Here is a 22,467-nt window from a genome sequence, read left to right as displayed (position 1 = left end):
GTGAAACTGGGCAGGGTGATCGCCGCGACCGGCGTCCGGATGCGGACCACGGCGGTGGCCGTCTTCGCGCTCGCGCTGGCCATCGCGGCCGCGCTCGCCGTCGTCGTGGTGCTGCTCGAAGAGTCGCTCGACCGCAGCGTGACCGAGAGTGCCCGCAGCACCGGCCGCCAGGTCGCCATCCAGCTCGTCCGCGAAGGCGCGCGCGACCTCAGCGCGTCCGACGTCGCCAGCACCGGCGACACCGAGGCCGTCACCCAGGTGCTCAACGCGCGCGGCGTGCCGATCGCGAGCGACCCGGCGATCGTCGGGCACCCGCCGCTGACCACCGCGCGTCCCACCGTCGGCCACGAAAGCATCGAGACCCTCCCGCTCGGGCTCAACGGCGACAGCGACGACTACCGCGTCGTGTCGCAGCAGGTCAACGGGCCGGGCGGGCCGTACACGGTGATTTCGGCGCGGTCGCTGGAACCCGTGACCGAGGCGTCGACGCGGCTGACGCTGCTGCTCGGGCTGATCTCGATCCCGTTGCTGGCGATCGCCGGGCTCGCGGTCTACCGCGCGGTCGGCTCGGCGCTGCGGCCGGTCGAGCGGATGCGCCGGACCGTCGCCGAGATCTCGACGCGCGACCTCGCCGCCCGCGTCCCGCTGCCGCCGGGCGGCGACGAGGTGCACCGGCTGGCCGTGACGCTCAACGAGATGCTCGGCAGGCTCGCGTCGGCGCAGGCGGCGCAACGCCGGTTCGTCGCGGACGCCAGCCACGAGCTGCGCTCGCCGCTGTCCACGATCAGCACCGCGCTCGACGTCTCCGGGCGGCACCCGGAAAGCACCGAGGACCTGGTGCCGGTGATCGCCCGGGAAGCCGCGCGGCTGCGCGAGCTCGTCGACGACCTGCTCGTGCTCGCCCGCACCGACGACACGACCGACCGGCCGTCGCGCACGGAGGTCGACCTCGACGACATCGTCCGCGCCGAAGCCGAGCGGGTCCGCGGCGAATGCGCGCTGGACGTCGAGGTCCGGGCCGGGCCGGCGAAGGTGCGCGGCAGCGAGGCCCAGCTGCGGCGGGCGGTGCGGAACCTGGTCGACAACGCCCGCGGGCACGCGCGCTCGCGCATCCGCGTCGTCAGCTCGGTGCGCGGCGACCTCGCCGTCGTCGAGGTGAGCGACGACGGCCCCGGCGTCGGGGAAGCCGACCGCGAGCGGATCTTCGAGCGGTTCGTCCGCCTCGACGCGTCGCGGCAGCGCGGGCACGGCGGCACCGGGCTGGGCCTGCCGATCGTGGCGGGCATCGCGGCGCGCCACGGCGGCCGGGCGCGCTACAGCGAGCCGGCCGAGCCGGGCGCGCGGTTCGTGCTCGAGCTGCCGGTGCTCGAACTGCCGGAGGAGGAGTAGTGCGCCTGCTGATCGTGGAGGACGAGCGCGAGTTCGCGGAGACGCTGCGGCGCGGCCTGGTCGCCGAGGGGTTCACCGTCGACGTCGCGCACACCGGACGCGAGGGGCTCTGGCGGGCCACCGAGCAGGAGTACGACGTCGTCGTGCTCGACATCATGCTGCCCGAGCTGTCCGGCTACGAGGTGCTCAAACGCCTGCGCGCGGCCGAGAACTGGACGCCGGTGCTGATGCTCACCGCGAAGGACGGCGAGTACGACGAAGCCGACGCGTTCGACCTCGGCGCCGACGACTACCTGTCGAAGCCGTTCTCCTTCGTCGTCCTCATCGCCCGGCTGCGGGCGCTGCTGCGCCGCGGCGCGCCGGCCCGTCCCGCCGTGCTGGAGGCGGGCGACCTGCGGCTCGACCCCTCCGCGCGCACCGTCCACAGAGGACAGCAGCGGATCGAGCTGACCGCGCGCGAGTTCGGGTTGCTGGAGTTCCTGCTGCGCCGGCCGGGGACCGCGCTGACGAAGAACGAGATACTGAGCCACGTCTGGGACGCGCACTACGACGGCGACGAGAACGTCGTCGAGGTCTACATCGGGTACCTGCGGCGCAAGATCGACGTCCCGTTCGGCACCCGCACCATCGAGACCGTCCGGGGCGTCGGCTACCGGCTGGTAGACGTTACTCGATCGTGATATACCGGGCGGAATCCGGGAATTGGTTCCGCTGGGCGTTCGGCAGTGGTCCGTTTGCCGCCGCCGGTTGCCGCAGAGAGCCCATTCGTTACCGCGAACCGGTGAAAAATACCGTGTCCTAGCTCATCTGCGGGTGGTTGTGCCCGTTGCTACGGTGGGCACCCACCCGAGATCAGGAAAGCGATGACGGAATCGCAGCAACCGTTCCCTGCCTACGATAACACCGTTCAAGAAGACTCCGAGAAATCCGTTTCCCGGCTTCGCGCCGCCGACGCCATTCGCGAAGGGACGGCCCAGTTCGGCGTGGTCACGGGGCTGACCCCGCACGCCGTGACCGGGCTCCGGACCCGCGCCGACGGCGGCTGGTCGGTGCTCGTCGACGTCGTCGAGCTGGCCCGGATCCCGGATTCCACCAGCGTGATGGCCACCTACCGGGTGGACCTCGACGCCGCCGGCGAGCTCGCCGCCTGTGAGCGGCTCCGGCGGTTCACGCGGGGCGCCACCGATTCCTGAAAGGAAGAGTGACACTTGGCCGCTTCGTCCGATTCATTGGCGGACATTCTGGAACGCGTGCTCGACAAGGGTGTCGTGATAGCCGGTGACATCGGCGTCAGCGTTGTCGACGTCGAATTGCTGACCCTGCGGATCCGGCTGTTCATCGCCTCGGCCCAGACCGCCCGGGAAATGGGCATGGACTGGTGGACCGGCGACCCGTTCTTCTCGCCGAACGCCCACCGTGAAGAGCTGGCTGCCCGCGTTTCCGAACTGGAGGCGCGGCTGCCCGCGCCGATCGGGACGGGAGAGCCGCGGTGAGCGACTGGCTGTCCGCGTACGCGATCACCCGCAACCGTCCGGCCACTTTGGACATCGGGCCGCCGCGCCTGATCGGCTACCGGGACCTCGGCGTGGTCGTCTCGGAGGCGGAGCCGGCGCGCTTCGACCGCATCGACACGCTCGACCCGGTCGACGGCGCGCTCGCCGAACTGGCCCGCGAGCACGACGCGGTGGTGCGCGCGGTGTTCCGGCACGAACCCGTGCTGCCGCTGCGGTTCGGCACGGTCCTCGACGGCGAAGACGCCGTCCGCCGGCTGCTGGCGGCCGCCTACGACCAGGCCCGCGACTGCCTCGATGAGGTGGCCGGGCACCGGGAGTGGGGCGTCCGCGTGCGGCACGCCGAACCGGCGACGACCACGCGGCCGGACGCCGCGGGCCTGACCGGCACGCAGTACCTCGTCCGCCGCCGGGAACGGTTGAAAGCGGTCCAGCGCGCCCGCGAGGACATCGTCGGAGCGGCCGGACGGCTCGAAGGCGCGCTGCGCCGGCACGCCGCCGACAGCATCGGGCGGGCCCTGCCGCACGGCGTGCTGGTCAACACCGCCTACCTGGTCGAAACCGGCCGGGAAGCCGCGTTCCACGCCGAGTTCGAGTGGTTCGCCCGCGAGCTGCGCACGGCGGGCGCGACCGTGGAGACCTCCGGCCCGTGGCCGCCGTACTCCTTCACCGACATCGAGCTCGGGGTGACGGCCGATGGCTGACGCCGCGGTGGAAGCCGTCGCCGACCTGCTCGACCGGGTCGTGCACCGGGGCGCCGTCGTGACCGGCGACGTGATCATCTCGCTCGCCGGCATCGACCTGGTGCGGCTCGACCTGCGGTTGCTGCTGCTCGGGCTCGAAGGGTGAGCGGGCCCGTCCGGATCCCCGCCGACGCGGGCCGCGGGCTCGGCCACCTGGTCGTCACCGTGCTCGACATCCTCCGCGAAGTGCTCGAACGCCAGGCGCTGCGGCGGATGGAAACGCTCACCGACGACCAGGTCGAAGACCTCGGCCAGGCCCTGATCGCGCTGGAGCTCCGGTTCGCCGAGATCCGCGCGGCCCTCGACGAAACCATGGAAGGACCGAGTTGACCAGACCGGGACAGACCGGCGGCGGCCTCGCCGACACGCTCGACATCCTGCTCGACAAGGGACTCGTGATCGACGCTTCGGTGCGGGTGTCGGTGATCGGGATCGAGCTGCTGGCGATCGAGGCGCGGATCGTGATCGCCAGCGTCGACACCTACATCCGGTACCTCGAAGCGATGCAGCGGCTGCAGAACACGCCCGTGCCCGGGCAGATCTCCCAGGGACTCGGCCAGACGACCGGGCTGATCCCGCCCCCGCCGCCGACCCCCGCCGTGGCGGTGCCGGTGGAACCGGTGATCCCGGTCGAACAGCCGTGACGCTGCAGCTCTACGGCGTCGTGCGCGCCGGGCACGCGCGGGCGCCGCGGACGGTGTGCTGGGAGGACCTGGCCATGGTCGTCGGCGAACCCGAGCCGGACCCCGCGGTGCACCTGGCGGTGGTGTCCGCGCTCGTCGAGGGCGGGCCGGTGCTGCCGGTCCGGTTCGGCACCGTGGCCGACGACGAGGACGCCGTCCGGGAGGAGGTGCTGGCCCCGGCCGCCGACACCTACCGCGCCGACCTCGACCGGCTCGACGGCCTGGCCGAGGTGCACGTCTGCCTGCGGTTCACCGAACCCGACTCCGCCTGGCGCGCGGCCCGCTCCGACGTGCTGCTGAGCGAGGTCGCCGAACGCGCCCGCGACTCGGTGTCGCTGCCGGCGGGCGAGTCCGCCGACGAGCGGTGGGCGTTCCTGGTCGGGATGGGCGACCTGCTCGTCGTCCGCGACGCGGTCACCGGCCTGGCCCGCGGCGGCGGTGTCCAGGCCGACTGGGTCGGGCCGCTGCCCGCGTACAGCTTTCTGGAGCGGCGGACGTGCTCACGGTGGACCTGGTGAGCGACGGCCGAACAGTCGTTGAACACTCTTTTCGGTACTGGCCGCCGTGGCTCGCGGTCGGCGATCCTGGCAGCGTGGCCACCAGTGAAGTCGCGGCGCTCCCGCGTGCGTTCGGCGGGCCCGGCTCGGGGCCGGGCCAGTTCCGCGCGCCGTCCGGCATCGCCGTCGACGTGCGCGGCCGGGTGTGGGTGGCGGACACGGGCAACGACCGCGTGCAGGCGTTCACCCACGACGGCGCCCTGGTGCGCGTGCTGTCCGGGCGGCTCAAGGCACCGGAAGGGGTCGCGGTCGACGCGGCGGGCAACGTCTACGTCGCCGACACCGGCAACCGCCGCGTGGTGCAGTTCTCGTGGTGGGGCGGGTTCGTGCGCGAGTTCGGCGGGCTGGACCGGCCACGCGGGCTGACGCTGGACCCGGTCGGCCGGCTGCTGGTCGACGACACCGGCCGCGTGGCCCGCTTCGACACCCGAACGGGCGCGGCCCTGACCGACACGACCGAGCCGATCAGCGCACCGAGGCACATGGCCGACGACGGGCTGGGCGGGGTTTGGGTGGCCGAGACCGGGAACCACCGCATCGTCCACTTCGGAGCGTCGGCCTAGGTGTTGTCGGCCGGCAGCGGCAGCAGGCGATCCCAGTGGAGCCGGACCGCCGACGCAGTAGCCGGGCCGGATTCCGAAGCCGTCGGGGTACATCAGCACCCTGGGGTGCGGCCCGCCCTCGCCGGGGAAGGCGGCGAATGCGTCGGCCTCGCCGTGCCCGGTGGGGATTCGCAGCGTCTCGGTGAGGAACGTCGTCCCGTCTAGTTCTTCGAGATCGCGGCCGTCGCGCGGACCACGGCGGTGCAGCGGTTCTCGACGTACTCGAGCCCGCCCTCTTCGGCGATGCGGCGTGCCTCGGCCGAGACGATGCCCTGCTGCAACCACAACGCCTTCGCGCCGATCTCCACGGCTTCACGCGCGATGCCCGGCGCTTCAGGAGACGGCCGGAAGACGTCGACGACGTCGACCGGCTCCGGGATGTCCTTCAGTGACCGGTAGACCTTCTCGCCGAGCAGCTCGGTCGCGGTCGGGTGGACCGGGATGATCCGGAAGCCGTGCGCCTGCAGGACCGCCGGTACGCCGTGCGCCGCCTTGGCCGGGTCGCGGCTCAGGCCGACGACGGCAATCGTCTTGGCGCCCTCGAGGATTTCCGCTGGGTTCATACCGATGGAACGCGCGGCGGGCGTCAAAGCTTCCAGAGCCGCAGGCCGCGGACGCGGTACACGGGCCAGATCACATGCCACGGCTTGCGGTGGGCGAAGGTCGCGGCACACGTCAGGATGTTGCGGGCGGACGTCGTCGTGACTTCGTGGCGGTCCGGCCAGACCTCGCCCTTGGCGCCGACCGCGATGCGGAACACCGTCAGCAGGCCGCGGCCCTGGAGGTCGTACTTCGCGCCGGTGTCGCCGGAGCCGGGTGCGAGCTCGGCGATCTCGGCGCCGAACGCGCGGGCCGCCTGCGGTGCGACCTCCGCGGGCACCACGCCGACACTGCGCGTGATCGCCTTGCCGTGCAGGCGCCGCGCGTACCGGTGCAGCAGTGAGCGTTCCCACCACGGGAGCAGCCGGTGGTGCGCCAGCAGCGTGGCGCACTCGCCGTGCCCGATCGCGAAGATGCTCGTGAGCTCGTCGTAGGCGCCGTTGGTCATCGGCTCGTTCAGGTGCAGCCGGACCTCGAACCGCGTGCGCGCGGTGAGCTCGTCGAGCAGCTCGCGGTGATCGAGGCGCGCCTTCGCGCGGGAGAGCGACCAGTCGGACATCGGACCTCCAGGCGTCGCGCACAGGCTAAACGGCGCGCGGCGCCGGGAACACGGTTTCAGCCGATCTTCTCGCCGTACATTTCGCCGAGCGGGTCGGAGATCAGCTCGACGCGGGCACCGTCCGGATCGGACAGGTAGATGGAGGTCTTGCTCTCCAGCAGGTACTTCACGCCGGCTTCGTCGAGCTTGTCCTTGATCGCGCTCCACCGTTCGGGCGTGACGGAGAGGGCCAGGTGGTGCAGTCCACCGAGGACTTCCGCGTACGGGCCGAGGTCCAGACCGGGCAGGTCGAAGAAGGCGACGGCGTTGCCGTTGCCGACGTCGAAGAAGAAGTGGCTCGAGCCGGGGTAGTCGCGGTTCTCGATCAGCTCGGTGAGCGGGAAGCCCAGGATGTCCTGGTAGAACCCGATGGTCCGCTCGACGTCGCTGGAGATCAGCGCGGTGTGGTGGATGCCGCGCCCGTTCGTCGCCGGGCGTTCGGCGGCGGGGTGCAGGTGGCGCTCGCGCAGCTCGTCACGGATCTCGGCGAGCTTGGCGACCTCGGCCTGGGTCGGTGCCATGTCCCTCACGTCCCTTCCTGGTGGTGCCTCGAACGGTACGCCCAGATTGTCTCGCGCGCAAGAGGTTACCTGGCGAGAGTTCCGTTGGGTGGAACGTCGAGGCTTGTGCCCGGGGTGCCCCCAAGGCAGAGTCGCCGGAGTGGACGTCAGCAAGGTGCAGGAGGCCGCCGCCGTACTGGCGCGGGCCTACGCGACGCGTGAGCCGGTCGAGCCGTTGATCAAGACCTACCCGGACGCGGAGGTCGAGGACGCGTACCGGATCCAACAGGAGCAGGTGCGCCACTGGGTCGAGGGCGGCGACGCGGTCCGCGGGCACAAGGTCGGGCTCGCGTCCGCCGCGATGCAGCGGCAGATGGGTGTCGACCAGCCCGACTACGGGCACCTCACCGGCAGCATGTTCCACCTCGAGCACCAGGCGATCCCGACGTCGGCGTTCCTGCAGCCGCGGATCGAACCGGAGATCGCGTTCGTGCTCGGCTCGGCGCTGCGCGGTCCCGGCGTCACGGTCGCCGACGCGGTGCGGGCGGTCGACTTCGTGCTGCCGTCGCTGGAGATCGTCGACTCGCGGATCCAGGACTGGAAGATTTCGCTGTTCGACACGATCGCCGACAACGCGTCGTCCGGCGGGGTGGTGCTGGGCAGCAGCCCGACGGCGCTGGGTTCCGTGGACCTGCGGCTGGCCGGTTGTGTGCTCTACCAGAACGGCGCGGTGGCGGCGACGGGCGCGGGCGGCGCGGTGCTCGGCTCGCCGCTGAACTCGCTGGTGTGGCTGGCGAACACGGTGGGGCCGCTGGGCGTCACGCTGGAACCCGGGCACGTCGTGCTGCCGGGGTCGATGACCCGGGCGATCCCGGTGTCGCCGGGCGACACGATCGTCGCGACCATCGCCGGCCTCGGCAGCGTTACCGCCGTCTTCGCCCCTGCTTCGGAGGAATCGTGAACGTGCGTGAGGCGGCCGCGGCGCTGCTGGGGACGGTTTCGGAGCGGGCACCGCTTTCGGAGGAGTGGCCCGGGCTGGACGTCGACACGGCGTACGCGATCCAGGACGAGGCCCTGCGGCTGCGGCGGGCCCGCGGCGAGACGCTGGTCGGGCTGAAGCTGGGCCTGACGTCCCGGGCGAAGCAGCAGCGGATGGGCATCGACTCGCCGTTGCTGGCCTGGCTGACGGACGCGATGGTCCTGCCGGCGGGCGTCCCCGTGCCCTCGCTGATCCACCCGCGGGCCGAGCCGGAGCTGGTCTTCGTGATGCGGGATCGCTTGGTCGGCCCCGGTGTCACGGCGGCGACGGCGCTGGCCGCGGTCGACCGCGTGTACGGCGGCATCGAGGTCATCGACAGCCGCTACACCGACTACCGCTTCACGCTCCCGGACGCCGTGGCCGACAACGGCTCGTCGGCGTACTTCAGCGTGGGCCCGGTCGGCCTGCCGCCCGCGTCCCTCGACCTTTCGCTGGAAGCGGCGCTGCTGGAGGTCGACGGCCAGATCGTCGACACGGCGACGGGCGCGGCGGTCCAGGGCCACCCGGCGGAGGCACTGGCCCTGGCAGCGAACGCCCTGGGCGCGCGGGGCCTGGCCCTGGAGCCGGGCTGGCTGGTCCTGACCGGCGGCATGACGGACGCGGTCCCGGTCCGCCCCGGCTCCCGCGTCGCGGCCCACTTCTCCCACCTGGGCTCGATCACGCTCGCCGGCTGACCCGTGTCGACCCCCCGATCACGCGTGATGCCCCTTCAATCACGCGTGATGCCCGCTCAATCACGCGTGTGCGCCACTTCCGCACGGTCGGCGAGGCGCGTGATGCCCCGGATCACCCGCGGCCAGACCGCGCGGGGCAGGTCGTGGCCCATGCCCGGGACGATGTCGAGGTCCGCGCCCGGGATCGCGCGGGCCGTCGCTCGGCCACCGGACACGTTGACCAGCGGGTCTCGGGCGCCGTGCACCACCAAGGCCGGCACTCGCACCCTGCGCAGCCGGGGCGCGCGATCGCGTTCGGCCATGATCGCGGCGAGCTGGCGCACCGTGCCGCCCGGGTGGACGCCGCGGTCGAACGTGCGCTCCGCACGGTCCCGCATGCGTGCCTCGTCGAACGGGTAGCCCGGCGAGCCGATCAGCCGGAACGTCCGCACGAGCAGCTCGACGTAGTCCGCGCGGTTGCGCGGCGGTGGGCTGAGCAGCATCGACATCGCCTTGCCGCTCGGCCGGCCGACCAGCCGGCCGCCGGTGCTGGACATGATCGACGTCAGCGACAGCACCCGCTCGGGGTGCCGGATGGCCAGGGTCTGCGCGATCATCCCGCCCATCGACGCGCCCACGACGTGCGCGGCCGGGACGCCCAGCACGTCCAGCAGGCCCGCGGCGTCGGCGGCCATGTCCGCGAGCGAGTACGGCGCGCTGTGCAGCAGGTACGCCTGCGCGAGGTTGGCCCGGCCCCGCATCCGGCTCGACCGCCCGGCGTCCCGGTTGTCGAACCGGATGACGTAAAACCCTTGCGCGGCCAGGGTTTCGCAGAACTTCTCGTCCCACCAGATCATCGGCGCGCCGAGCCCCATGACGAGCAGCAGCGGCCGGTCGCCCGCGTCTCCGAAGGTCTCGTGGCACAGCTCGACGCCGCCGACCGCCGCGACGCGCTCCGCCATCAGGCCTCCCGGGTGTGCTCGGCGGCCAGCTTGGTGAGCTCGGCCAGCGCGTCGTGCAGGTGGTCGATCAGGTCCCAGACGTCCGGGATCAGCTCGCGGCAGGCGACGAACCCGAAGTCCAGCTTGCCGTCGTAGGACATCACGGTGATGTTCAGCCCGCCACTCGCGTCGGTGATCGCGGACACCGGGTAGTTCGCGAGCAGCCGCGCGCCCGCGAGGTACAGCGGGCTCTGCGACCCGGGGACGTTCGACACGACGAGGTTCACGACCGGCGCGGTGGCCCCGAGGAAGAGCATGGTGGCGCGGGCGGCGAGCCCGCCGAGCGCGGCCGGGAGCATCCCGCTGAAGTCGACCAGCCACGACGCCGGCAGCGGCTGGTACCGCTGCTTCGCGGCGACCATCGCCGTGGTGACCTCGGCCAGCCGCGCGGCGGGGTCGGCGAGGTGCGTCGGCAGCGGCGCGAGCATGACCGACACCTGGTTGCCGGCGTCCTTGGCCTGCTCGGGCGTCCGCACCGAAAGGGGGACGAGCGTGACGAGCGGCTGGTCGGGCAGGGCGTCGTGGTCGACGAGCCACCGGCGCATCACGCTCGCGCACAACGCCATCACGACGTCGTTGACCGTGACGCCGAAGACGTTCTTGACGTGCTTGACCTCGTCGAGGGGCAGCGAGCCGTACGCGAAGCGGCGGTGGGGGCTGATCGGCCCGTTGAACGGCGTGTCCGGCGCGACGAGCCGCGGCCGGTCGGCTTCGTGGCGGCCGGAGCCCTGACGGGTGACGCGGTTGAGCACGCTGCCGGCCTTCGCGAGCAGCCCGACGCTGGGGTAGCGGCCGAGGCCGGGGACCTCGTCGAGGTGCTGCAGCAGTTTCGGCACCTGCAGCGCGGCTTTGACGGGGTGCAGCACGAGCTTCTTCGTCCCGTTGAGCGCGAGCGCGACCGGCGTGGGGATGGGCTCCTTCTGCGGTTTCTTCGGCGGTTCGACCGGCCTCGGCTCAGCGGTGGTGTCCATGAGCACGCCGATGAGCTCGGCCCCGGAGACGCCGTCGATCGCGCTGTGGTGGACCTTCGTGTAGACGGCGACGTTGCCGTCCTGCAGGCCGTGGACCAGGTAGGCCTCCCAGAGCGGCCGCCGCCGGTCGAGCGGCCGCGCGGTGAGGCGGGCGATCTGCTCGGCGAGCTGCCGCTCGTCGCCCGGCGCGGGGAGGGCGATCTCCCGGACGTGGTACTCGAGGTCGAACTCGGGATCGTCGATCCAGTACGGGTGGTCGAGCCCGAGCGGCACGGGCAGCAGCCGCCAGCGGAGCGGCTTGGCGAGGTGCAGCCGCGAGCCGATGAGCTCACGCAGGTCGTCGAGGGTGAGTTCGCCGCCTGGCGCGGTCGAGGGGTCGAGGATCGAGAGACCACCGACGTGCCCGGTCGTGGTGGTCGACTCGGCGTTGAGGAACTGCACGTCCAGGGGGGTGAGCTGACGCATCGTGCCTCCACGGGCTGGGCAGGTCAGTGTGCCTCGCGAGGTGGCGAGGGTAAATCCGCTGCCCGGGTGCGCGTGCCGCGAGGAACGGGAACGTCGGTGCCGTTGCGGTAGGCGCGGGCCTGGATTTCGTACAGCTCGTGGTAGACCCCGCCCTCGCGGATCAGTTCTTCGTGGGTGCCCTGCTCGATCAGCCTTCCCTTTTCCAGCACCAGGATCCGGTCCGCCGAACGGATGTTGGCCAGCCGGTGGGTCACCAGGACCGTCGTGCGGCGGCCGTCGTGGGACGTGCTCGCGTGCTGGAGACCCGCGAACACCCGGGCCTCCGCGCGGGCGTCCAGTGCCGCCGTGGGTTCGTCGGCCACCAGGACCGACGCGTCGCGGTAGATGCCCCGGGCGATGCCCATGCGCTGCCACTGGCCGCCGGACAGGTCGTGGCCCTCGTCGAACTTCTTCGACAGCATCGTTTTCTCCTTGGCGGGCAACGACTCGATCACCTCGTCCGCGCCCGAGTAGTCCACCGCCTCACGCCACGCCCGGCCGTCCGGGTCCGGGCGCCCGAGGCGGCCGACCGTGATGTTGTTCGCCGCCGTCATCGGCCACTCCGCCGGTTCCTGCGCGATCACCGCGATGTTCCCGTGGACCGACGCCGGGTCGGCGTGCGCGAGGTCGACGTCGTCCCAGCGCACCACGCCTTCGTCCGGTGGGTAGAGCCCGGTCAGCAGCTTGCCGAGGGTGGTCTTGCCCGAGCCGTTCTCGCCGACGAGCGCGACCACCTCGCCGCGCCGGATCGTCAGCGAGATGTCCCGCAGCGCCGGGCTCTTCCGGCCCGGGTAGGTGAACGTGACGTTCTCCAGCCGGATCTCGGCCGGGTCGGCGGGCGCGGACAGCGCCGTCGGCGGCGGCTGCAGCTTGACCGACTCCACCAGCAGCTGGTTGTAGAAGCCGATGTAGAACGAGTCCTCGTACAGCGAGTTGACCGCGCGCATGGTGTTGGACAGCGCCGTCGACGCCGTGCGCATCGCCAGCACCGCCGTGCCGGCCAGCGCCAGCTCCATCCCGCCGGAGTAGAGCAGCCAGCCGAGCACCAGGTACGCGACGGCGGTGCCGAACCCGGCCGCCGCCCGGCCGGTGGTCCGCACCAGGTTGCTCCGGTGCGCGAGCCGCACCTCTTCGCGCGTCAAGCTGCGCGAGATGCGCCGGTACTCGCCGAGCAACGGCTCCTGCAACGTCAGCGCGTGCCGCTCGAGGGCCATCGACCGCCAGGTGGCGACCTCCTCGACGACCGACTTGCGGATGTTGCGCCCGACCGTGTCGATGAAGTGCCGGTAGTTCAGCTTCGCGATGCGCGCGGCGGCGAAGCCGTCGGCCGCCGCGGCGAGCAGCAGCACCGGGGCCAGCCACGGGTTGAGCAGGCCCGCGGTGAGCATCGCCGCCGCGAGCGAGATCGCCGACGACGTCAGGTCGGCCACCCGGCGCAGGCTCGTCTCGATCGCCCGGACGCCGAACCGCGCGCCCTGCCGCGCCAGCTCCCGGAAGTCCGCGTCCTCGAACGCGATCAGCCCGACGCGCACGACCGCCGCCGTCACCGCGTCGTCCGCCGCCGCGGTGACACGCGGCCGCAGCGCCCCCTCGACGGCCGCGACGGCGGCGTCGAGCAACGCGCGCGCCGCGTACGAACCGGTGACGATCGCGATCGCCGGCAACGACTGCAGCACGCGGTCCGGCGTCGGGCCCTGTTCGAGCAGGGCGGTGAAGACGTTCGCGGTCGCGAGCAGCCCGAACGCCGTGACGCAGCCCGAGACGACGTGCACGAAGCCGGCCAGCAGCGTCAGCCGTGACGACGTCCGCCAGGCCAGCCGCAGCACGACGGCGACCGCGGCCGGCAACGCGCGCACGGCCTGGCCGAACCCGGCGTCGGCCACGCGTTCGTCGACGCGCGCCCACTCGGGCATCTTCAGGTTCTCGACCCCGATCAACGGGGGCGGTTCCGTGGTGTCCTGGGGTGTTCCGGCGGGTCTGCGCACGCCTCCATCTCTACTCCGGGGGTCCGACAATTCCGGCCGTCCGCGGGTCGGCGGGCTCCCGCTGGGCGGGTGCCGGCGCTAGGCCGTTCGGGTGAAAGTAATCGTTTTCCCTGGGCCTTCGAGAGCATCGGGGACACACTCGCTGGACGGCCTGAAAACGAGCAACACAGAATAACTAATATCTGTTGTGTAATTGACCGATCGCCGGATAGCCCGCGTCGGCAGGTCCGCGAATGTGGTGGCACAGACCGGAAACAGGCGACGCCCTCATGCCAAGGGGGGAGGGGCGTCGCCTGTTTCCTCCTGCCCGTTTTCCCGGGTGTACCGCGCGCGCAGAAAAGGGCTGAATTCGCGGTCTTCGCCCATCTTGACGTCGATTTCGTGGGTCAGGGTGTCACCGTCCGGGGTGAGCCGGTGCCGGGCGACCCCGCGCGCGGTCTTCTTGTCCAGGACGAGCGTGCCGCCGCTCCAGTCGCCGCGGGCGGGTGACTCGGGCGGGAAACCGTAGCTGTCGAAGCCGTACCAGAGCGTTTCGCCGGTCTGCGGGTCGACGGTGAAGACGTTGTGCCCCAGGAACTCCGAGCCGTCTTCGCGGTGCTGGCGGTAGTGCTGGACCAGCGCGAAGCCGTTGAGCGCCAGGCGGTATTCGCAGCCGGCGCGCGCGGTCGACGCGGGCGCCCACGGCGACGCGGCGAGGTCTTCGGTGCCGGTCCAGTCGCCGGTGAACGCCTTCAGGGCGGCGTGCGCGGGGCCGAGGGTGGGCATGTCCATGGGGCGTCTCCATTTCGACAGGTGCCTGTCGATGTGCGAGACTAGCACGCATGTGGTCCCTCCGAGCCGAGACGTTCACCCGGGTGATCGACGCGGTCTTCGCGTGCAACGGCTGCTTGCTGGCGGCGGGTGACGCGCTGACGGGGCCGGTCGGGCTGACGGCGGCGCAGTGGCAGGTGCTCGGCTTCCTCGAGGACGGCCCGGCGACCGCCGCGGAGGTGGCGCGCCGCCGCGGGCTGCGGCGCCAGAGCGTGCAGGAGACGGTGAACCGCTTGCTGCGCAACGGAATGCTCGATCGCCTGCCGAACCCGGCCGATGCGCGGGCGCCGCTGTTGTCGGTGACGCGGCGGGCGAAGGAGGCGTTGCGCGAGCTGGGGGTGGCGCAGGTCGACTGGGCGGAGGACGTCGCGCGATCGGTGTCCCAGGAAGACCTGGAGACGACGCTGCGGACGTTGCGGCGGCTGCGCGAGGTCGTGGCCCAGCCGCGGTTGCGTTGAGGGTTACTTCGCCGCGCCGGGGCCGGGGAGCACGTCGATGTCGCGGGCGTGCATCGACTCGCCGCAGTGGGTGCAGCGCAGGTCGACGGTGGTGATTTCGCCGCACGCGTGGTGCCGGTAGAGCACCGGCGGGCCGGCCTCACCCGCGAGCCACTTGTCGCCCCAGCGGGTCATGGCCATGAGCATGTCGACGAGCTCGGTGCCCTGTTCGGTCAGGACGTACTCGTAGCGCGGCCGCCGGTCGTACGGCCGCCGTTCGACGATGCCCTGGTCGGCGAGGTGGTTCAGGCGTTCGGTCAGGACCTTGCGCGAGATGCCGAGGTCGGCCTGGATCTGTTCGAACCGGCTGATGCCGACCCACACGTCCCGCAGGATCAGGGGTGACCAGGGTTCGCCGATGACGTCGAGCGTGCGCGCGATGGAGCACGCGGCCAGTTCGCTGAAGTTCGTGCGCTGCATGAGACCACTTTAGCATTCAGGGTTCCCTCAGGGAACTCTGACTGCTACGGTCATGAAGTCTCCTCAAGGAACTCCGAAAGGATCGCGACGATGAGCAAGGTCTTCGCCGCCCACGCGGTGTCGGTGGACGGGTACATCACCGGCCGCGACGCCGGCCCCGGGCACGGTCTCGGTGACGGTGGAACGCTTTTCGACTGGTACACCGACGGCGACACGCGGAGCCGGGTGTTCGACTTCTTCACCCTCAGCGAGCCGAGCGCCCGCGTCTTCGACGACCTGGCCGGCCGCGTCGGCGCGATCGTGGCGGGTCGCAACACCTACGAGGACTCGGACCACTTCGGCGGCGGCAGCCCGCACCCGGACGCCCCGCTCTTCCTCGTCAGCCACCGGCCCGCGCCGGAGCTGACCGAGCGTCAGACCCTGTTCGGCGACGTCAAGGAGGCCATCGAGGCCGCCCGCGAGGCCGCGGGCGGCAAGGACGTCGGCCTCATGGGTGGCGGCGTCCTGACGTCGGCGCTGGCGGCGGGCCTGGTCGACGAGGTCGTCCTCCACCAGGTGCCGGTCCTGCTCGGCGGCGGCCGGTCGTTCTTCCAGGAGCTGCCTTCGCACGTACGGTTGCGGCTCATCGAAGCCGTCGCCGCGCCCGGTGTCACCCACCTCCACTACGCGATCGCCTAAAGGAGAAAGCCATGATCGACGCCACCATCCGCCGCATCCTCGAGACCGCCGTCGTGGGTCACCTCGCCACCGTCCTGCCCGACGGCGCCCCGCACTCGATCCCGCTCTGGGTCGACCCCGAGGGCGAGTACATCGCGATCATGACGGGCCCGGACTCGCGCAAGGCCAAGAACCTTCAGCGCGACCCGCGGGTCGCGCTGTCCCTGACGCCGGTCGACAACCCGTTCGAGCCGGTGATCATCCGCGGCCGCGTGGCGGAGTGGGTCGACGGCGACGCGGGCTGGGCGATCGTCGACCGGATCGCGACCAAGTACATCGGGCAGCCGTACCCGCGGGAGCAGGAGCGGGTCGTGGCGCTGATCGAGGTCGAGCGGCAGAGCGTGGGCATGGGCTGATTTGTAGGCCGAGCGTCAGTCCGGCTTGATGCCCAGCAGCGTCAGGAACGTGCGGAACCCGGCCGGCATGTCGACCTTCTCCGGGTCGAGGAGCCACTGCAGCTGCAAGCCGTCCAGGACCGCGATCGCAATCGGTGCCAGCTGCTCCGGGGTCGCGCCCGGCGGCAGCTCGTCACGGTGGCGTTCGAGCATCTGGGTCATGCCCGCGCGCACCCGCTCGTAGCGGTCGTGGAAGTACTCGCGCGCCGGGTGGTCCTCCGTGACGCTGTCCGCCGACAGCACCGTGTACGTCTGGACGATCCCCGGCCGGGTCGTGTTGTAGTCGACCAGCTCGGCCAGCTGGTTGACCGTCATCGACGACTCGTCGCCCTGCGGGGCGTGCCCGAAGTGCAGCAGGTCCCACTCGTCGCGGGTCTCCAGCACCGCCGCCAGCAGGTCTTCCTTCGTGGGGAAGTAGTGCATCAGCCCCTGCTGGGTCAGCCCGACGCGTTCGGCGACCGCGGCCAGCGAAGTGCCGCGATAGCCGCGTTCGGCGATCACTTCGAACGCCGCTCGGACGATGCTCGCTCGGCGGTCGGCGCCCCTGGCCCGGGTCATGATCCCGAGCCTACGGGACAAGCTGTCACGGAACCATAACGTTCACTACCCATCGCCAGGTAGAGTACGGGTCCATGAGCTTCGACGTCGACGCGCTGCTGGCCGAGCTCGACCTGGACACCAAGGCGAGCCTGCTCGCCGGCCAGGACGTCTGGAGCCTGCCCGCGCTCCCGCGGGTCGGGCTCCGGTCCCTGGTGCTCTCGGACGGCCCGGTCGGCGTCCGCGGAGTCCGGTGGAGCCCGGACGACCCCTCGGTGACGCTCCCCAGCCCGACGGCCCTCGCCGCGAGCTGGGACCCGCGCTTGGCCGTGCGCGCCGGCCGGCTGCTCGCGCAGGAGGCTCGCCGCAAGGGCGTGCACGTCCTGCTCGCCCCGACGGTCAACCTCCAGCGCTCGCCCCTGGGCGGCCGCCACTTCGAGTCCTACTCGGAAGATCCCCTCCTCACCGGGATGATCGGCGCCGGCTACGTCACCGGCGTGCAGGACGGCGGGGTCGCCGTCACGGTCAAGCACTTCGTCGCCAACGACTTCGAGACCGAGCGCTTCACCGCCGACGTCCACGTCGGCGAGCGCGCGCTGCGCGAGCTCTACCTCGCGCCGTTCGAACTCATCGTCCGGCGGGCGAAGCCGTGGGGGATCATGGCCGCCTACAACAGCGTCAACGGCACCACGATGACCCAGCACGCCGAGCTGCTCCACGGCGTGCTGCGCGACGAATGGGGTTTCGACGGCTTCGTGGTCTCCGACTGGCTGGCCGCGCGCGACACCGTCGCCTCCGCCAACGGCGGCCTCGACGTCGCGATGCCCGGCCCCCGCACGGTTTTCGGGGAACAGCTCGCGGAAGCCGTGCGCGGCGGCGAAGTCGACGAAGACGTCGTCGACGAGATGGTGCGCCGCGTGCTCCTGCTGGCCCACCGGACCGGCGCGCTCGGCGACAGCCCCGCCGCCAAACAGTCCACTATGGACGGCGATGCGATCGCGCGCGAGGTCGCGCACCGGTCGTTCGTGTTGCTCAGCAACGAAACCGGCCTGCTGCCCCTGCGCGAACCGCAGAGCATCGCCCTGATCGGCGCGCTGGCCGAGGACCCCAAGATCCTCGGCGGCGGCAGTGCCACCGTGTTCCCCGACCACATCGTCTCCCCTCTCGACGGCCTCCGGAAGGCCGTTCCCCCGGGCACCGACCTGGCTTTCGCCATCGGTGCCGATCCGCGAACGACGCTACCGCCGGCCACCGACAATTTCCGGCTCCGCGCGACCGCCAAAGCCGCGGACGGCACCCGATTGGCTGAATTTCCGCTCAGGGAAGCCAAAATCAACTGGATCGGCGAGCTGCCGAGAGGGCTCGACCTCGCCACGCTCGCGTCGGTCGAGATCGAAGGCACCTACCTGCCGGAACGAACCGGGACGCACACCTTCGCCGTCACCGGCCCCGGCGACCTCCGCCTCGCCGTCGCCGGGCAGACCCTCTTCGACGGCGTCAACCTGCCCGAAGGCGGTGACGTCTTCACGTCGATCATGCAGGTCATCGAGCAGCGCCGGGAGATCGAGCTGACGGCGGGCGAGCTCGTCGACGTGAGCCTGACGTACTGGATCCCGTCGGAGATGGCGGAGTTCGCCCGCGGCACCTTCGCCTGGGTCACCTTCGCGCTCGGTCACCGCGGCCCGGTCCTCGACCCGGACGCCGCCCTCGACGAAGCCGTTGCCCTGGCCGGAAAGTCGGACGTCGCGATCGTCGTGGTCGGCACCACCGCCGAGGTCGAGAGCGAGGGCTTCGACCGGACTTCCCTGGCACTGCCGGGAAGGCAGGACGAACTGGTCGCCAGGGTCGCGAAGGCCAACCCCAACACCGTGGTCGTCGTCAACGCCGGCTCCCCGGTGGAACTGCCGTGGCGCGCCGACGTCGCCGCGGTGCTGCTCACGTGGTTCCCCGGCCAGGCTGGCGGCGACGCGCTCGCCGACGTCCTCCTCGGCCTCGAGGAACCCGGCGGCCGCTTGCCGACGACGTGGCCCGCGAAGCTCGAAGACGCCCCGGTCACCGACGTGACGCCGGAAGAAGGCGTTCTCGAGTACGGCGAAGGCGTGTACATCGGGTACAGCGCCTACGCCAAGACGGAGACGCAACCCGCGTACTGGTTCGGCCACGGCCTGGGCTACACGACCTGGGTCTACGAAGAGCTCGACGTCTACCCGGACGACGAAGGCGGCGCACGCGTCCGGGTCCGCATCCGCAACTCGGGGACGCGCAAGGGCCGTGAAGTCGTGCAGCTCTACCTGGCCCCGACCGAGCGCGGCGACCGGCCGCCCCGCTGGCTGGCCGGCTTCGCGAGCGTCGAAGCGGGACCCGGCGAGTCCGTCGAGACCGACGTCGTCATCACGCCGAGGTCCGTCGAAGTCTGGCGGGACGGCTGGCAGCACATCGCCGGCGAGTACGTCCTGGAGGCTTCGCACTCCTACGCGCAGCCCCGGCTGAGCACGCGGGTCGTCCTCCAGAAAATACGTTGACGCCCGCCGCGGGAGCCCCTAACTTCAGCCGCGCACCCCGGAACGAGCGAAAGGGAGGTGGGTCCGATGATCACGCAACCGATCACGCGCTCCCACCTCGCCTCGAGGGTGCCGGGTTTCTGACCGGGAGCGCGTACTCCCGGAAGGACTTCCATGACCGATCTGGTCGTGCGCCCGCTCGAAGCGGGCGAAGAATCACTGTTCACCTCCCTGCCCGACCGCGGCCTCGTCGGCCGCAAGCTGTTCGGCAACGACTTCGCCGAGATGGCGGCCAAGGGCGAATACCGGCCCGAGTGGGTCTGGGTCGCGCTGCGCGACGACGTCGTCGTGGCGCGGGCCGCGTGGTGGGGCACGCCCAAGGACGAGGAACCGATCGCGCTCGACTGGTTCGACTTCACCGACTTCGACGCGGGCGTCGAGCTGCTGAAGAGGGTCCCGCTGCGCGCGGAGTACGCCTTGACCACGCCGCCCGGCTGGCAGGACGACCCGGACGTCGCGCACGAGGTCACCATCCGCGTGGAGGCGGCCGAGAAGGCGGGCTACCGCAAGCTCGTCGAGCGCTACCGGTTCTGCTGGACGCCGGAAAACGGCCTGCCGGCGCGGACCGGCCGGCTCGTCTTCCGGCCCGAGCCGGACGACGACGTGATCCTCGACGTCTTCAAGAAGGTGCACGTCGGCAGCCTCGACGCGCACGTCCGGAAGACGGTCGAGGAGCACGGGCTCGACGCGGCCGCGCGCGAGGACCTCGACATCATGCTGTGGATGCCGGCGCCGCGGGACTGGTGGCGGCTGGCGTACACGCCCGAGGGTGAGCTGGCCGGGTTCGTCCTGCCGAGCCGCAACGCCTACGACCCCGTGGTCGGGTACGTCGCCGTCGTGCCGGAGCAGCGCGGTCACGGTTACGCGTACGACCTGGTGGTCGAGGCTACGCACGACCTCATCGGGTATGGCGCGGAAAAGATCGTCGCGGGCACCGACGTCGGCAACATCCCGATGGCCAAGGCCTTCGCCAAGGCCGGCTACCCGGTGACGCAGCACCGCATCGATCTGGTGTGACCCCCGCGGCGGCCGCGTCTTGCCCGGCGCGGCCGCCGCGCGGTACCGTCGCTAGAGCGATCTATCAAATCGGCAAGGGGGCCCGAGATGGACGTTCTGCAGGGCAAGGGGCTGGCGAAGCTCCGCGTGATCCTCGGTTTTTCGCTGGTCAGCACGACAATCCACTACGCGCACAACGCCATCCGCGTCGCCGATTACCCGCAGCTGCCCGGCGTCCCGGCCACGGTGGCGGGGATCGTCGTCGCCTTCGGCTGGGTGCTGTTCACGACGTTCGGCTGGCTCGGCTACCGCGCGTACGTGCAAAGGCGCTATCCGCGGGCGCTGGCGTTCCTGCTGGTCTATTCGCTGGCCGGGATGATCACGCTCGGCCACTTCCTGACCGGCGTACCGCAGATCCCCGGGTTCTTCTTCGCGACGATCTTCACGGATGCCGCAGCGGGGCTCGCGCTCTGGGCTTTCCTCACCTGGGCGTGGGCGACACTCAACCGGGTGACCTCGCGAGATCAAGTTTCTACACAACATTGACGTTCGTCGGAACTATGTAGACACTCGGATGAGTGACCACCACCACACCGGTGACCTTCGACCGCCGTCCGGACGAGTACCGCCACTGGCGCCTCCAGCTCGACGGGGAGGTGGCGTGGCTGGAAATGGACGTCGACGAGCAAGGCGGGCTCGTCCCGGGCTACGAGCTCAAGCTCAACTCCTACGACCTCGGGGTCGACATCGAGCTGTACGACGCCACGCAGCGGCTGCGGTTCGAGCACCCCGAGGTCCGCGTGGTGGTGGTGACCAGCGCGAAGGACAAGGTCTTCTGCGCCGGCGCGAACATCCGGATGCTCGCGGCGTCCGAGCACCACTGGAAGGTGAACTTCTGCAAGTTCACCAACGAGACCCGCAACGGCATGGAGGACGCCACCGCGCACTCCGGCCAGACCTACGTCGCGGCGGTGAACGGCACGTGCGCCGGCGGCGGCTACGAGATCGCTCTGGCCTGCGACAAGATCCTCCTGATCGACGACAACTCCTCGACCGTGGCGCTGCCCGAGGTGCCGCTGCTCGGCGTGCTGCCCGGTACCGGCGGGCTCACCCGGGTCGTCGACAAGCGGCGGGTGCGCCGGGACCTCGCCGACGTCTTCGCGACCCGCTCCGACGGCGTCAAGGGGAAGACCGCGGTCGACTGGCGGCTGGTCGACGAACTGGTGCCGCGCCAGGGGTTCCGTGACGCCGTGGCGAAGCGGGCCCGCGAGATCGCGCGCGAGTCCGACCGGACCGGCGAGGGTGGCATCGAGCTGACCCCGCTCGAACATCGCTATGTCGACACGGACGTGACCAAGGACCAGGTCACCATCACCGTCAAGGGCCCCGAAAACGACCCCGGTGACCTGCACGAAGAAGGCGCGAACGGCTGGTTCCTCGCCATGACCCGCGAGCTGGACGACGCCATCCTCCGGCTGCGCACCAACGAGGTCGAAGCCGGCACGTGGATCCTGAAGACCGTCGGCGACCCGGAGAAGGTGCTCGCGCACGAACAGGCCGTACTGGGCGCGAAGGACTGGCTGGGCAACGAGATCACGCAGTACTTCAAGCGCACGCTCAAGCGCCTCGACGTCACCAGCCGCACGCTGATCGCGCTGATCGAGCCCGGCAGCTGCTTCGCCGGCTCGCTCCTGGAACTCGCGCTCGCCGCCGACCGCCAGTACATCCTGGACGGGCCGCCGATCGACGACGAAGATTCCGACGAACGAGCGACGATCAGGCTCAGCGAAGCCAACTTCGGCCCGTTCCCGATGGGCAACGGCCTGACCCGGCTGCAGACGCGCTTCTACGGCGACGAGGACCACCTCGCGTGGCTCGCGCGCGAAAAGAACCACGAGCTGAGCGCGGCCGAAGCCGTCGAACTCGGCCTGGTCACCGACGCCCCGGACGACCTCGACTGGGAGGACGAGATCCGGATCGCCCTCGAAGGCCGCGCGTCGCTCTCCCCGGACGCGCTCACCGGCATGGAGGCCAACCACCGGTTCGTCGGTCCCGAGACCGTCGAGACCAAGATCTTCGGCCGCTTGGCGGCTTGGCAGAACTGGATTTTCACCCGGCCGAACGCATCCGGGCCGGACGGCGCGCTGCGCCGATACGGTACGGGTCAGAAGGCCGTCTTCGACAGGAAGCGGGTCTAG

The 22,467-nt window shown here is 71.1% G+C and carries 28 protein-coding genes; 19 read left to right on the top strand and 9 right to left on the bottom strand.

All coding sequences use genetic code 11. The features are described from left to right. The 10 genes from ACZ7PG_RS29285 (at position 1) to ACZ7PG_RS29240 (ending at position 5,446) form a co-directional block, all read left to right on the top strand. Positions 1-1,389 (top strand): sensor histidine kinase, encoded by a 1,389-nt coding sequence (locus ACZ7PG_RS29285; RefSeq protein WP_470242257.1) that lies wholly within the window; start codon positions 1-3, stop codon positions 1,387-1,389. After that, positions 1,389-2,069 (top strand): response regulator transcription factor, encoded by a 681-nt coding sequence (locus ACZ7PG_RS29280; protein WP_284746845.1) that lies wholly within the window; start codon positions 1,389-1,391, stop codon positions 2,067-2,069. The genes ACZ7PG_RS29285 and ACZ7PG_RS29280 overlap by 1 nt, the downstream gene beginning before the upstream one ends. A 183-nt stretch (positions 2,070-2,252) precedes the next feature. Next, entirely contained in the window at positions 2,253-2,582 is a 330-nt protein-coding gene (gene gvpO / locus ACZ7PG_RS29275; protein ID WP_470242256.1) for a gas vesicle protein GvpO, read from the top strand. Positions 2,583-2,597: 15 nt separating this feature from the next. Beyond that, entirely contained in the window at positions 2,598-2,882 is a 285-nt protein-coding gene (locus ACZ7PG_RS29270) for a gas vesicle protein (protein WP_470242255.1), read from the top strand. Continuing rightward, complete coding sequence (locus tag ACZ7PG_RS29265) at positions 2,879-3,604, top strand: GvpL/GvpF family gas vesicle protein (RefSeq protein ID WP_470242254.1); 726 nt, start codon at positions 2,879-2,881, stop codon at positions 3,602-3,604. Before ACZ7PG_RS29270 ends, ACZ7PG_RS29265 begins: the two co-directional genes overlap by 4 nt. Further along, complete coding sequence (gene gvpJ, locus ACZ7PG_RS29260; RefSeq protein ID WP_470242253.1) at positions 3,597-3,749, top strand: gas vesicle protein GvpJ; 153 nt, start codon at positions 3,597-3,599, stop codon at positions 3,747-3,749. Before ACZ7PG_RS29265 ends, gvpJ (ACZ7PG_RS29260) begins: the two co-directional genes overlap by 8 nt. Next, the gene (locus ACZ7PG_RS29255) at positions 3,746-3,973 is read left to right on the top strand and encodes a gas vesicle protein K (protein WP_470242252.1); all 228 of its coding nucleotides are present in this window, start codon (positions 3,746-3,748) and stop codon (positions 3,971-3,973) included. The genes gvpJ (ACZ7PG_RS29260) and ACZ7PG_RS29255 overlap by 4 nt, the downstream gene beginning before the upstream one ends. Then, complete coding sequence (gvpJ, locus tag ACZ7PG_RS29250; protein ID WP_470242251.1) at positions 3,970-4,287, top strand: gas vesicle protein GvpJ; 318 nt, start codon at positions 3,970-3,972, stop codon at positions 4,285-4,287. The genes ACZ7PG_RS29255 and gvpJ (ACZ7PG_RS29250) overlap by 4 nt, the downstream gene beginning before the upstream one ends. Next, positions 4,284-4,844 carry a GvpL/GvpF family gas vesicle protein gene (locus ACZ7PG_RS29245; RefSeq protein ID WP_470242250.1) on the top strand — a complete coding sequence of 187 codons (561 nt, stop codon included), beginning with the start codon at positions 4,284-4,286 and terminating at the stop codon, positions 4,842-4,844. Before gvpJ (ACZ7PG_RS29250) ends, ACZ7PG_RS29245 begins: the two co-directional genes overlap by 4 nt. A gap of 74 nt (positions 4,845-4,918) precedes the next feature. Further along, entirely contained in the window at positions 4,919-5,446 is a 528-nt protein-coding gene (locus ACZ7PG_RS29240) for an NHL repeat-containing protein (protein ID WP_470242249.1), read from the top strand. A gap of 200 nt (positions 5,447-5,646) precedes the next feature. Here ACZ7PG_RS29240 and ACZ7PG_RS29235 read toward each other — a convergent pair whose 3' ends face one another. The 3 genes from ACZ7PG_RS29235 to ACZ7PG_RS29225 are packed head-to-tail and all read right to left on the bottom strand — an operon-like array spanning position 5,647 to position 7,204. After that, the gene (locus ACZ7PG_RS29235; protein WP_470242248.1) at positions 5,647-6,048 is read right to left on the bottom strand and encodes a CoA-binding protein; all 402 of its coding nucleotides are present in this window, start codon (positions 6,046-6,048) and stop codon (positions 5,647-5,649) included. A gap of 23 nt (positions 6,049-6,071) precedes the next feature. Further along, entirely contained in the window at positions 6,072-6,644 is a 573-nt protein-coding gene (locus tag ACZ7PG_RS29230; RefSeq protein ID WP_470242247.1) for a hypothetical protein, read from the bottom strand. A gap of 56 nt (positions 6,645-6,700) precedes the next feature. Next, positions 6,701-7,204 (bottom strand): VOC family protein, encoded by a 504-nt coding sequence (locus tag ACZ7PG_RS29225; RefSeq protein ID WP_470242246.1) that lies wholly within the window; start codon positions 7,202-7,204, stop codon positions 6,701-6,703. Positions 7,205-7,343: 139 nt separating this feature from the next. Between ACZ7PG_RS29225 and ACZ7PG_RS29220 the strand changes: the two genes are divergently transcribed. Further along, positions 7,344-8,144, top strand: a complete 801-nt coding sequence (locus ACZ7PG_RS29220; RefSeq protein ID WP_470242245.1) for a 2-keto-4-pentenoate hydratase — start codon at positions 7,344-7,346, stop codon at positions 8,142-8,144. Beyond that, complete coding sequence (locus tag ACZ7PG_RS29215; RefSeq protein WP_470242244.1) at positions 8,141-8,896, top strand: 2-keto-4-pentenoate hydratase; 756 nt, start codon at positions 8,141-8,143, stop codon at positions 8,894-8,896. Before ACZ7PG_RS29220 ends, ACZ7PG_RS29215 begins: the two co-directional genes overlap by 4 nt. A 56-nt stretch (positions 8,897-8,952) precedes the next feature. Here the strand turns inward: ACZ7PG_RS29215 and ACZ7PG_RS29210 are convergent, their stop codons facing one another. The 4 genes from ACZ7PG_RS29210 to ACZ7PG_RS29195 form a co-directional block, all read right to left on the bottom strand. Beyond that, the gene (locus ACZ7PG_RS29210) at positions 8,953-9,837 is read right to left on the bottom strand and encodes an alpha/beta fold hydrolase (protein ID WP_470242243.1); all 885 of its coding nucleotides are present in this window, start codon (positions 9,835-9,837) and stop codon (positions 8,953-8,955) included. Then, positions 9,837-11,312 (bottom strand): WS/DGAT/MGAT family O-acyltransferase, encoded by a 1,476-nt coding sequence (locus ACZ7PG_RS29205; RefSeq protein ID WP_470242242.1) that lies wholly within the window; start codon positions 11,310-11,312, stop codon positions 9,837-9,839. Before ACZ7PG_RS29205 ends, ACZ7PG_RS29210 begins: the two co-directional genes overlap by 1 nt. A 23-nt stretch (positions 11,313-11,335) precedes the next feature. Further along, a complete protein-coding gene (locus ACZ7PG_RS29200; RefSeq protein WP_470242442.1) occupies positions 11,336-13,264 on the bottom strand; it encodes an ABC transporter ATP-binding protein in 1,929 nt (642 codons plus the stop codon). Between the two features lie 339 nt (positions 13,265-13,603). Then, positions 13,604-14,107: a DUF1579 family protein gene (locus tag ACZ7PG_RS29195; RefSeq protein ID WP_470242241.1), complete on the bottom strand. Its 504-nt coding sequence runs from the start codon at positions 14,105-14,107 to the stop codon at positions 13,604-13,606. A gap of 50 nt (positions 14,108-14,157) precedes the next feature. Here ACZ7PG_RS29195 and ACZ7PG_RS29190 point away from each other — a divergent pair, with 50 nt between their 5' ends. Beyond that, positions 14,158-14,604, top strand: coding sequence for a MarR family winged helix-turn-helix transcriptional regulator (locus ACZ7PG_RS29190; protein WP_470242240.1), 447 nt, complete (start codon positions 14,158-14,160; stop codon positions 14,602-14,604). Between the two features lie 3 nt (positions 14,605-14,607). Here ACZ7PG_RS29190 and ACZ7PG_RS29185 read toward each other — a convergent pair whose 3' ends face one another. Next, complete coding sequence (locus tag ACZ7PG_RS29185) at positions 14,608-15,063, bottom strand: winged helix-turn-helix transcriptional regulator (RefSeq protein ID WP_470242239.1); 456 nt, start codon at positions 15,061-15,063, stop codon at positions 14,608-14,610. A gap of 90 nt (positions 15,064-15,153) precedes the next feature. Between ACZ7PG_RS29185 and ACZ7PG_RS29180 the strand changes: the two genes are divergently transcribed. Further along, entirely contained in the window at positions 15,154-15,741 is a 588-nt protein-coding gene (locus ACZ7PG_RS29180; RefSeq protein ID WP_470242238.1) for a dihydrofolate reductase family protein, read from the top strand. Between the two features lie 11 nt (positions 15,742-15,752). Then, positions 15,753-16,136, top strand: coding sequence for a TIGR03618 family F420-dependent PPOX class oxidoreductase (locus tag ACZ7PG_RS29175; protein WP_470242237.1), 384 nt, complete (start codon positions 15,753-15,755; stop codon positions 16,134-16,136). A gap of 15 nt (positions 16,137-16,151) precedes the next feature. On the opposite strand, the gene ACZ7PG_RS29170 is transcribed toward ACZ7PG_RS29175, so the two are convergent. Continuing rightward, positions 16,152-16,733, bottom strand: a complete 582-nt coding sequence (locus ACZ7PG_RS29170) for a TetR/AcrR family transcriptional regulator (protein ID WP_470242236.1) — start codon at positions 16,731-16,733, stop codon at positions 16,152-16,154. Between the two features lie 74 nt (positions 16,734-16,807). Here ACZ7PG_RS29170 and ACZ7PG_RS29165 point away from each other — a divergent pair, with 74 nt between their 5' ends. From ACZ7PG_RS29165 to boxC, 4 genes are all read left to right on the top strand, one after another. After that, entirely contained in the window at positions 16,808-19,234 is a 2,427-nt protein-coding gene (locus ACZ7PG_RS29165) for a beta-glucosidase H (protein WP_470242235.1), read from the top strand. Positions 19,235-19,387: 153 nt separating this feature from the next. Beyond that, positions 19,388-20,290: a GNAT family N-acetyltransferase gene (locus ACZ7PG_RS29160; protein WP_470242234.1), complete on the top strand. Its 903-nt coding sequence runs from the start codon at positions 19,388-19,390 to the stop codon at positions 20,288-20,290. Between the two features lie 87 nt (positions 20,291-20,377). Beyond that, positions 20,378-20,815: a hypothetical protein gene (locus ACZ7PG_RS29155; RefSeq protein WP_470242233.1), complete on the top strand. Its 438-nt coding sequence runs from the start codon at positions 20,378-20,380 to the stop codon at positions 20,813-20,815. A gap of 32 nt (positions 20,816-20,847) precedes the next feature. Next, entirely contained in the window at positions 20,848-22,467 is a 1,620-nt protein-coding gene (boxC, locus tag ACZ7PG_RS29150; protein ID WP_470242232.1) for a 2,3-epoxybenzoyl-CoA dihydrolase, read from the top strand.

The organism is Amycolatopsis sp. NPDC114504, from assembly GCF_055633595.1.
This window is presented reverse-complemented; position numbering and strand designations above follow the sequence as displayed.

Excerpts from the sequence above, each read along its gene's own strand:
- gvpO (WP_470242256.1), top strand. The coding sequence starts at position 2,253 with ATGACGGAATCGCAGCAACCGTTCCCTGCCTACGATAACACCGTTCAA.
- gvpJ (WP_470242253.1), top strand. The coding sequence starts at position 3,597 with ATGGCTGACGCCGCGGTGGAAGCCGTCGCCGACCTGCTCGACCGGGTC.
- ACZ7PG_RS29235 (WP_470242248.1), bottom strand. The coding sequence starts at position 6,048 with ATGAACCCAGCGGAAATCCTCGAGGGCGCCAAGACGATTGCCGTCGTC.
- ACZ7PG_RS29230 (WP_470242247.1), bottom strand. The coding sequence starts at position 6,644 with ATGTCCGACTGGTCGCTCTCCCGCGCGAAGGCGCGCCTCGATCACCGC.
- ACZ7PG_RS29225 (WP_470242246.1), bottom strand. The coding sequence starts at position 7,204 with ATGGCACCGACCCAGGCCGAGGTCGCCAAGCTCGCCGAGATCCGTGAC.
- ACZ7PG_RS29210 (WP_470242243.1), bottom strand. The coding sequence starts at position 9,837 with ATGGCGGAGCGCGTCGCGGCGGTCGGCGGCGTCGAGCTGTGCCACGAG.
- ACZ7PG_RS29205 (WP_470242242.1), bottom strand. The coding sequence starts at position 11,312 with ATGCGTCAGCTCACCCCCCTGGACGTGCAGTTCCTCAACGCCGAGTCG.
- ACZ7PG_RS29200 (WP_470242442.1), bottom strand. The coding sequence starts at position 13,264 with ATGCCCGAGTGGGCGCGCGTCGACGAACGCGTGGCCGACGCCGGGTTC.
- ACZ7PG_RS29195 (WP_470242241.1), bottom strand. The coding sequence starts at position 14,107 with ATGGACATGCCCACCCTCGGCCCCGCGCACGCCGCCCTGAAGGCGTTC.
- ACZ7PG_RS29190 (WP_470242240.1), top strand. The coding sequence starts at position 14,158 with ATGTGGTCCCTCCGAGCCGAGACGTTCACCCGGGTGATCGACGCGGTC.
- ACZ7PG_RS29185 (WP_470242239.1), bottom strand. The coding sequence starts at position 15,063 with ATGCAGCGCACGAACTTCAGCGAACTGGCCGCGTGCTCCATCGCGCGC.
- ACZ7PG_RS29180 (WP_470242238.1), top strand. The coding sequence starts at position 15,154 with ATGAGCAAGGTCTTCGCCGCCCACGCGGTGTCGGTGGACGGGTACATC.
- ACZ7PG_RS29175 (WP_470242237.1), top strand. The coding sequence starts at position 15,753 with ATGATCGACGCCACCATCCGCCGCATCCTCGAGACCGCCGTCGTGGGT.
- ACZ7PG_RS29170 (WP_470242236.1), bottom strand. The coding sequence starts at position 16,733 with ATGACCCGGGCCAGGGGCGCCGACCGCCGAGCGAGCATCGTCCGAGCG.
- ACZ7PG_RS29165 (WP_470242235.1), top strand. The coding sequence starts at position 16,808 with ATGAGCTTCGACGTCGACGCGCTGCTGGCCGAGCTCGACCTGGACACC.
- ACZ7PG_RS29160 (WP_470242234.1), top strand. The coding sequence starts at position 19,388 with ATGACCGATCTGGTCGTGCGCCCGCTCGAAGCGGGCGAAGAATCACTG.
- ACZ7PG_RS29155 (WP_470242233.1), top strand. The coding sequence starts at position 20,378 with ATGGACGTTCTGCAGGGCAAGGGGCTGGCGAAGCTCCGCGTGATCCTC.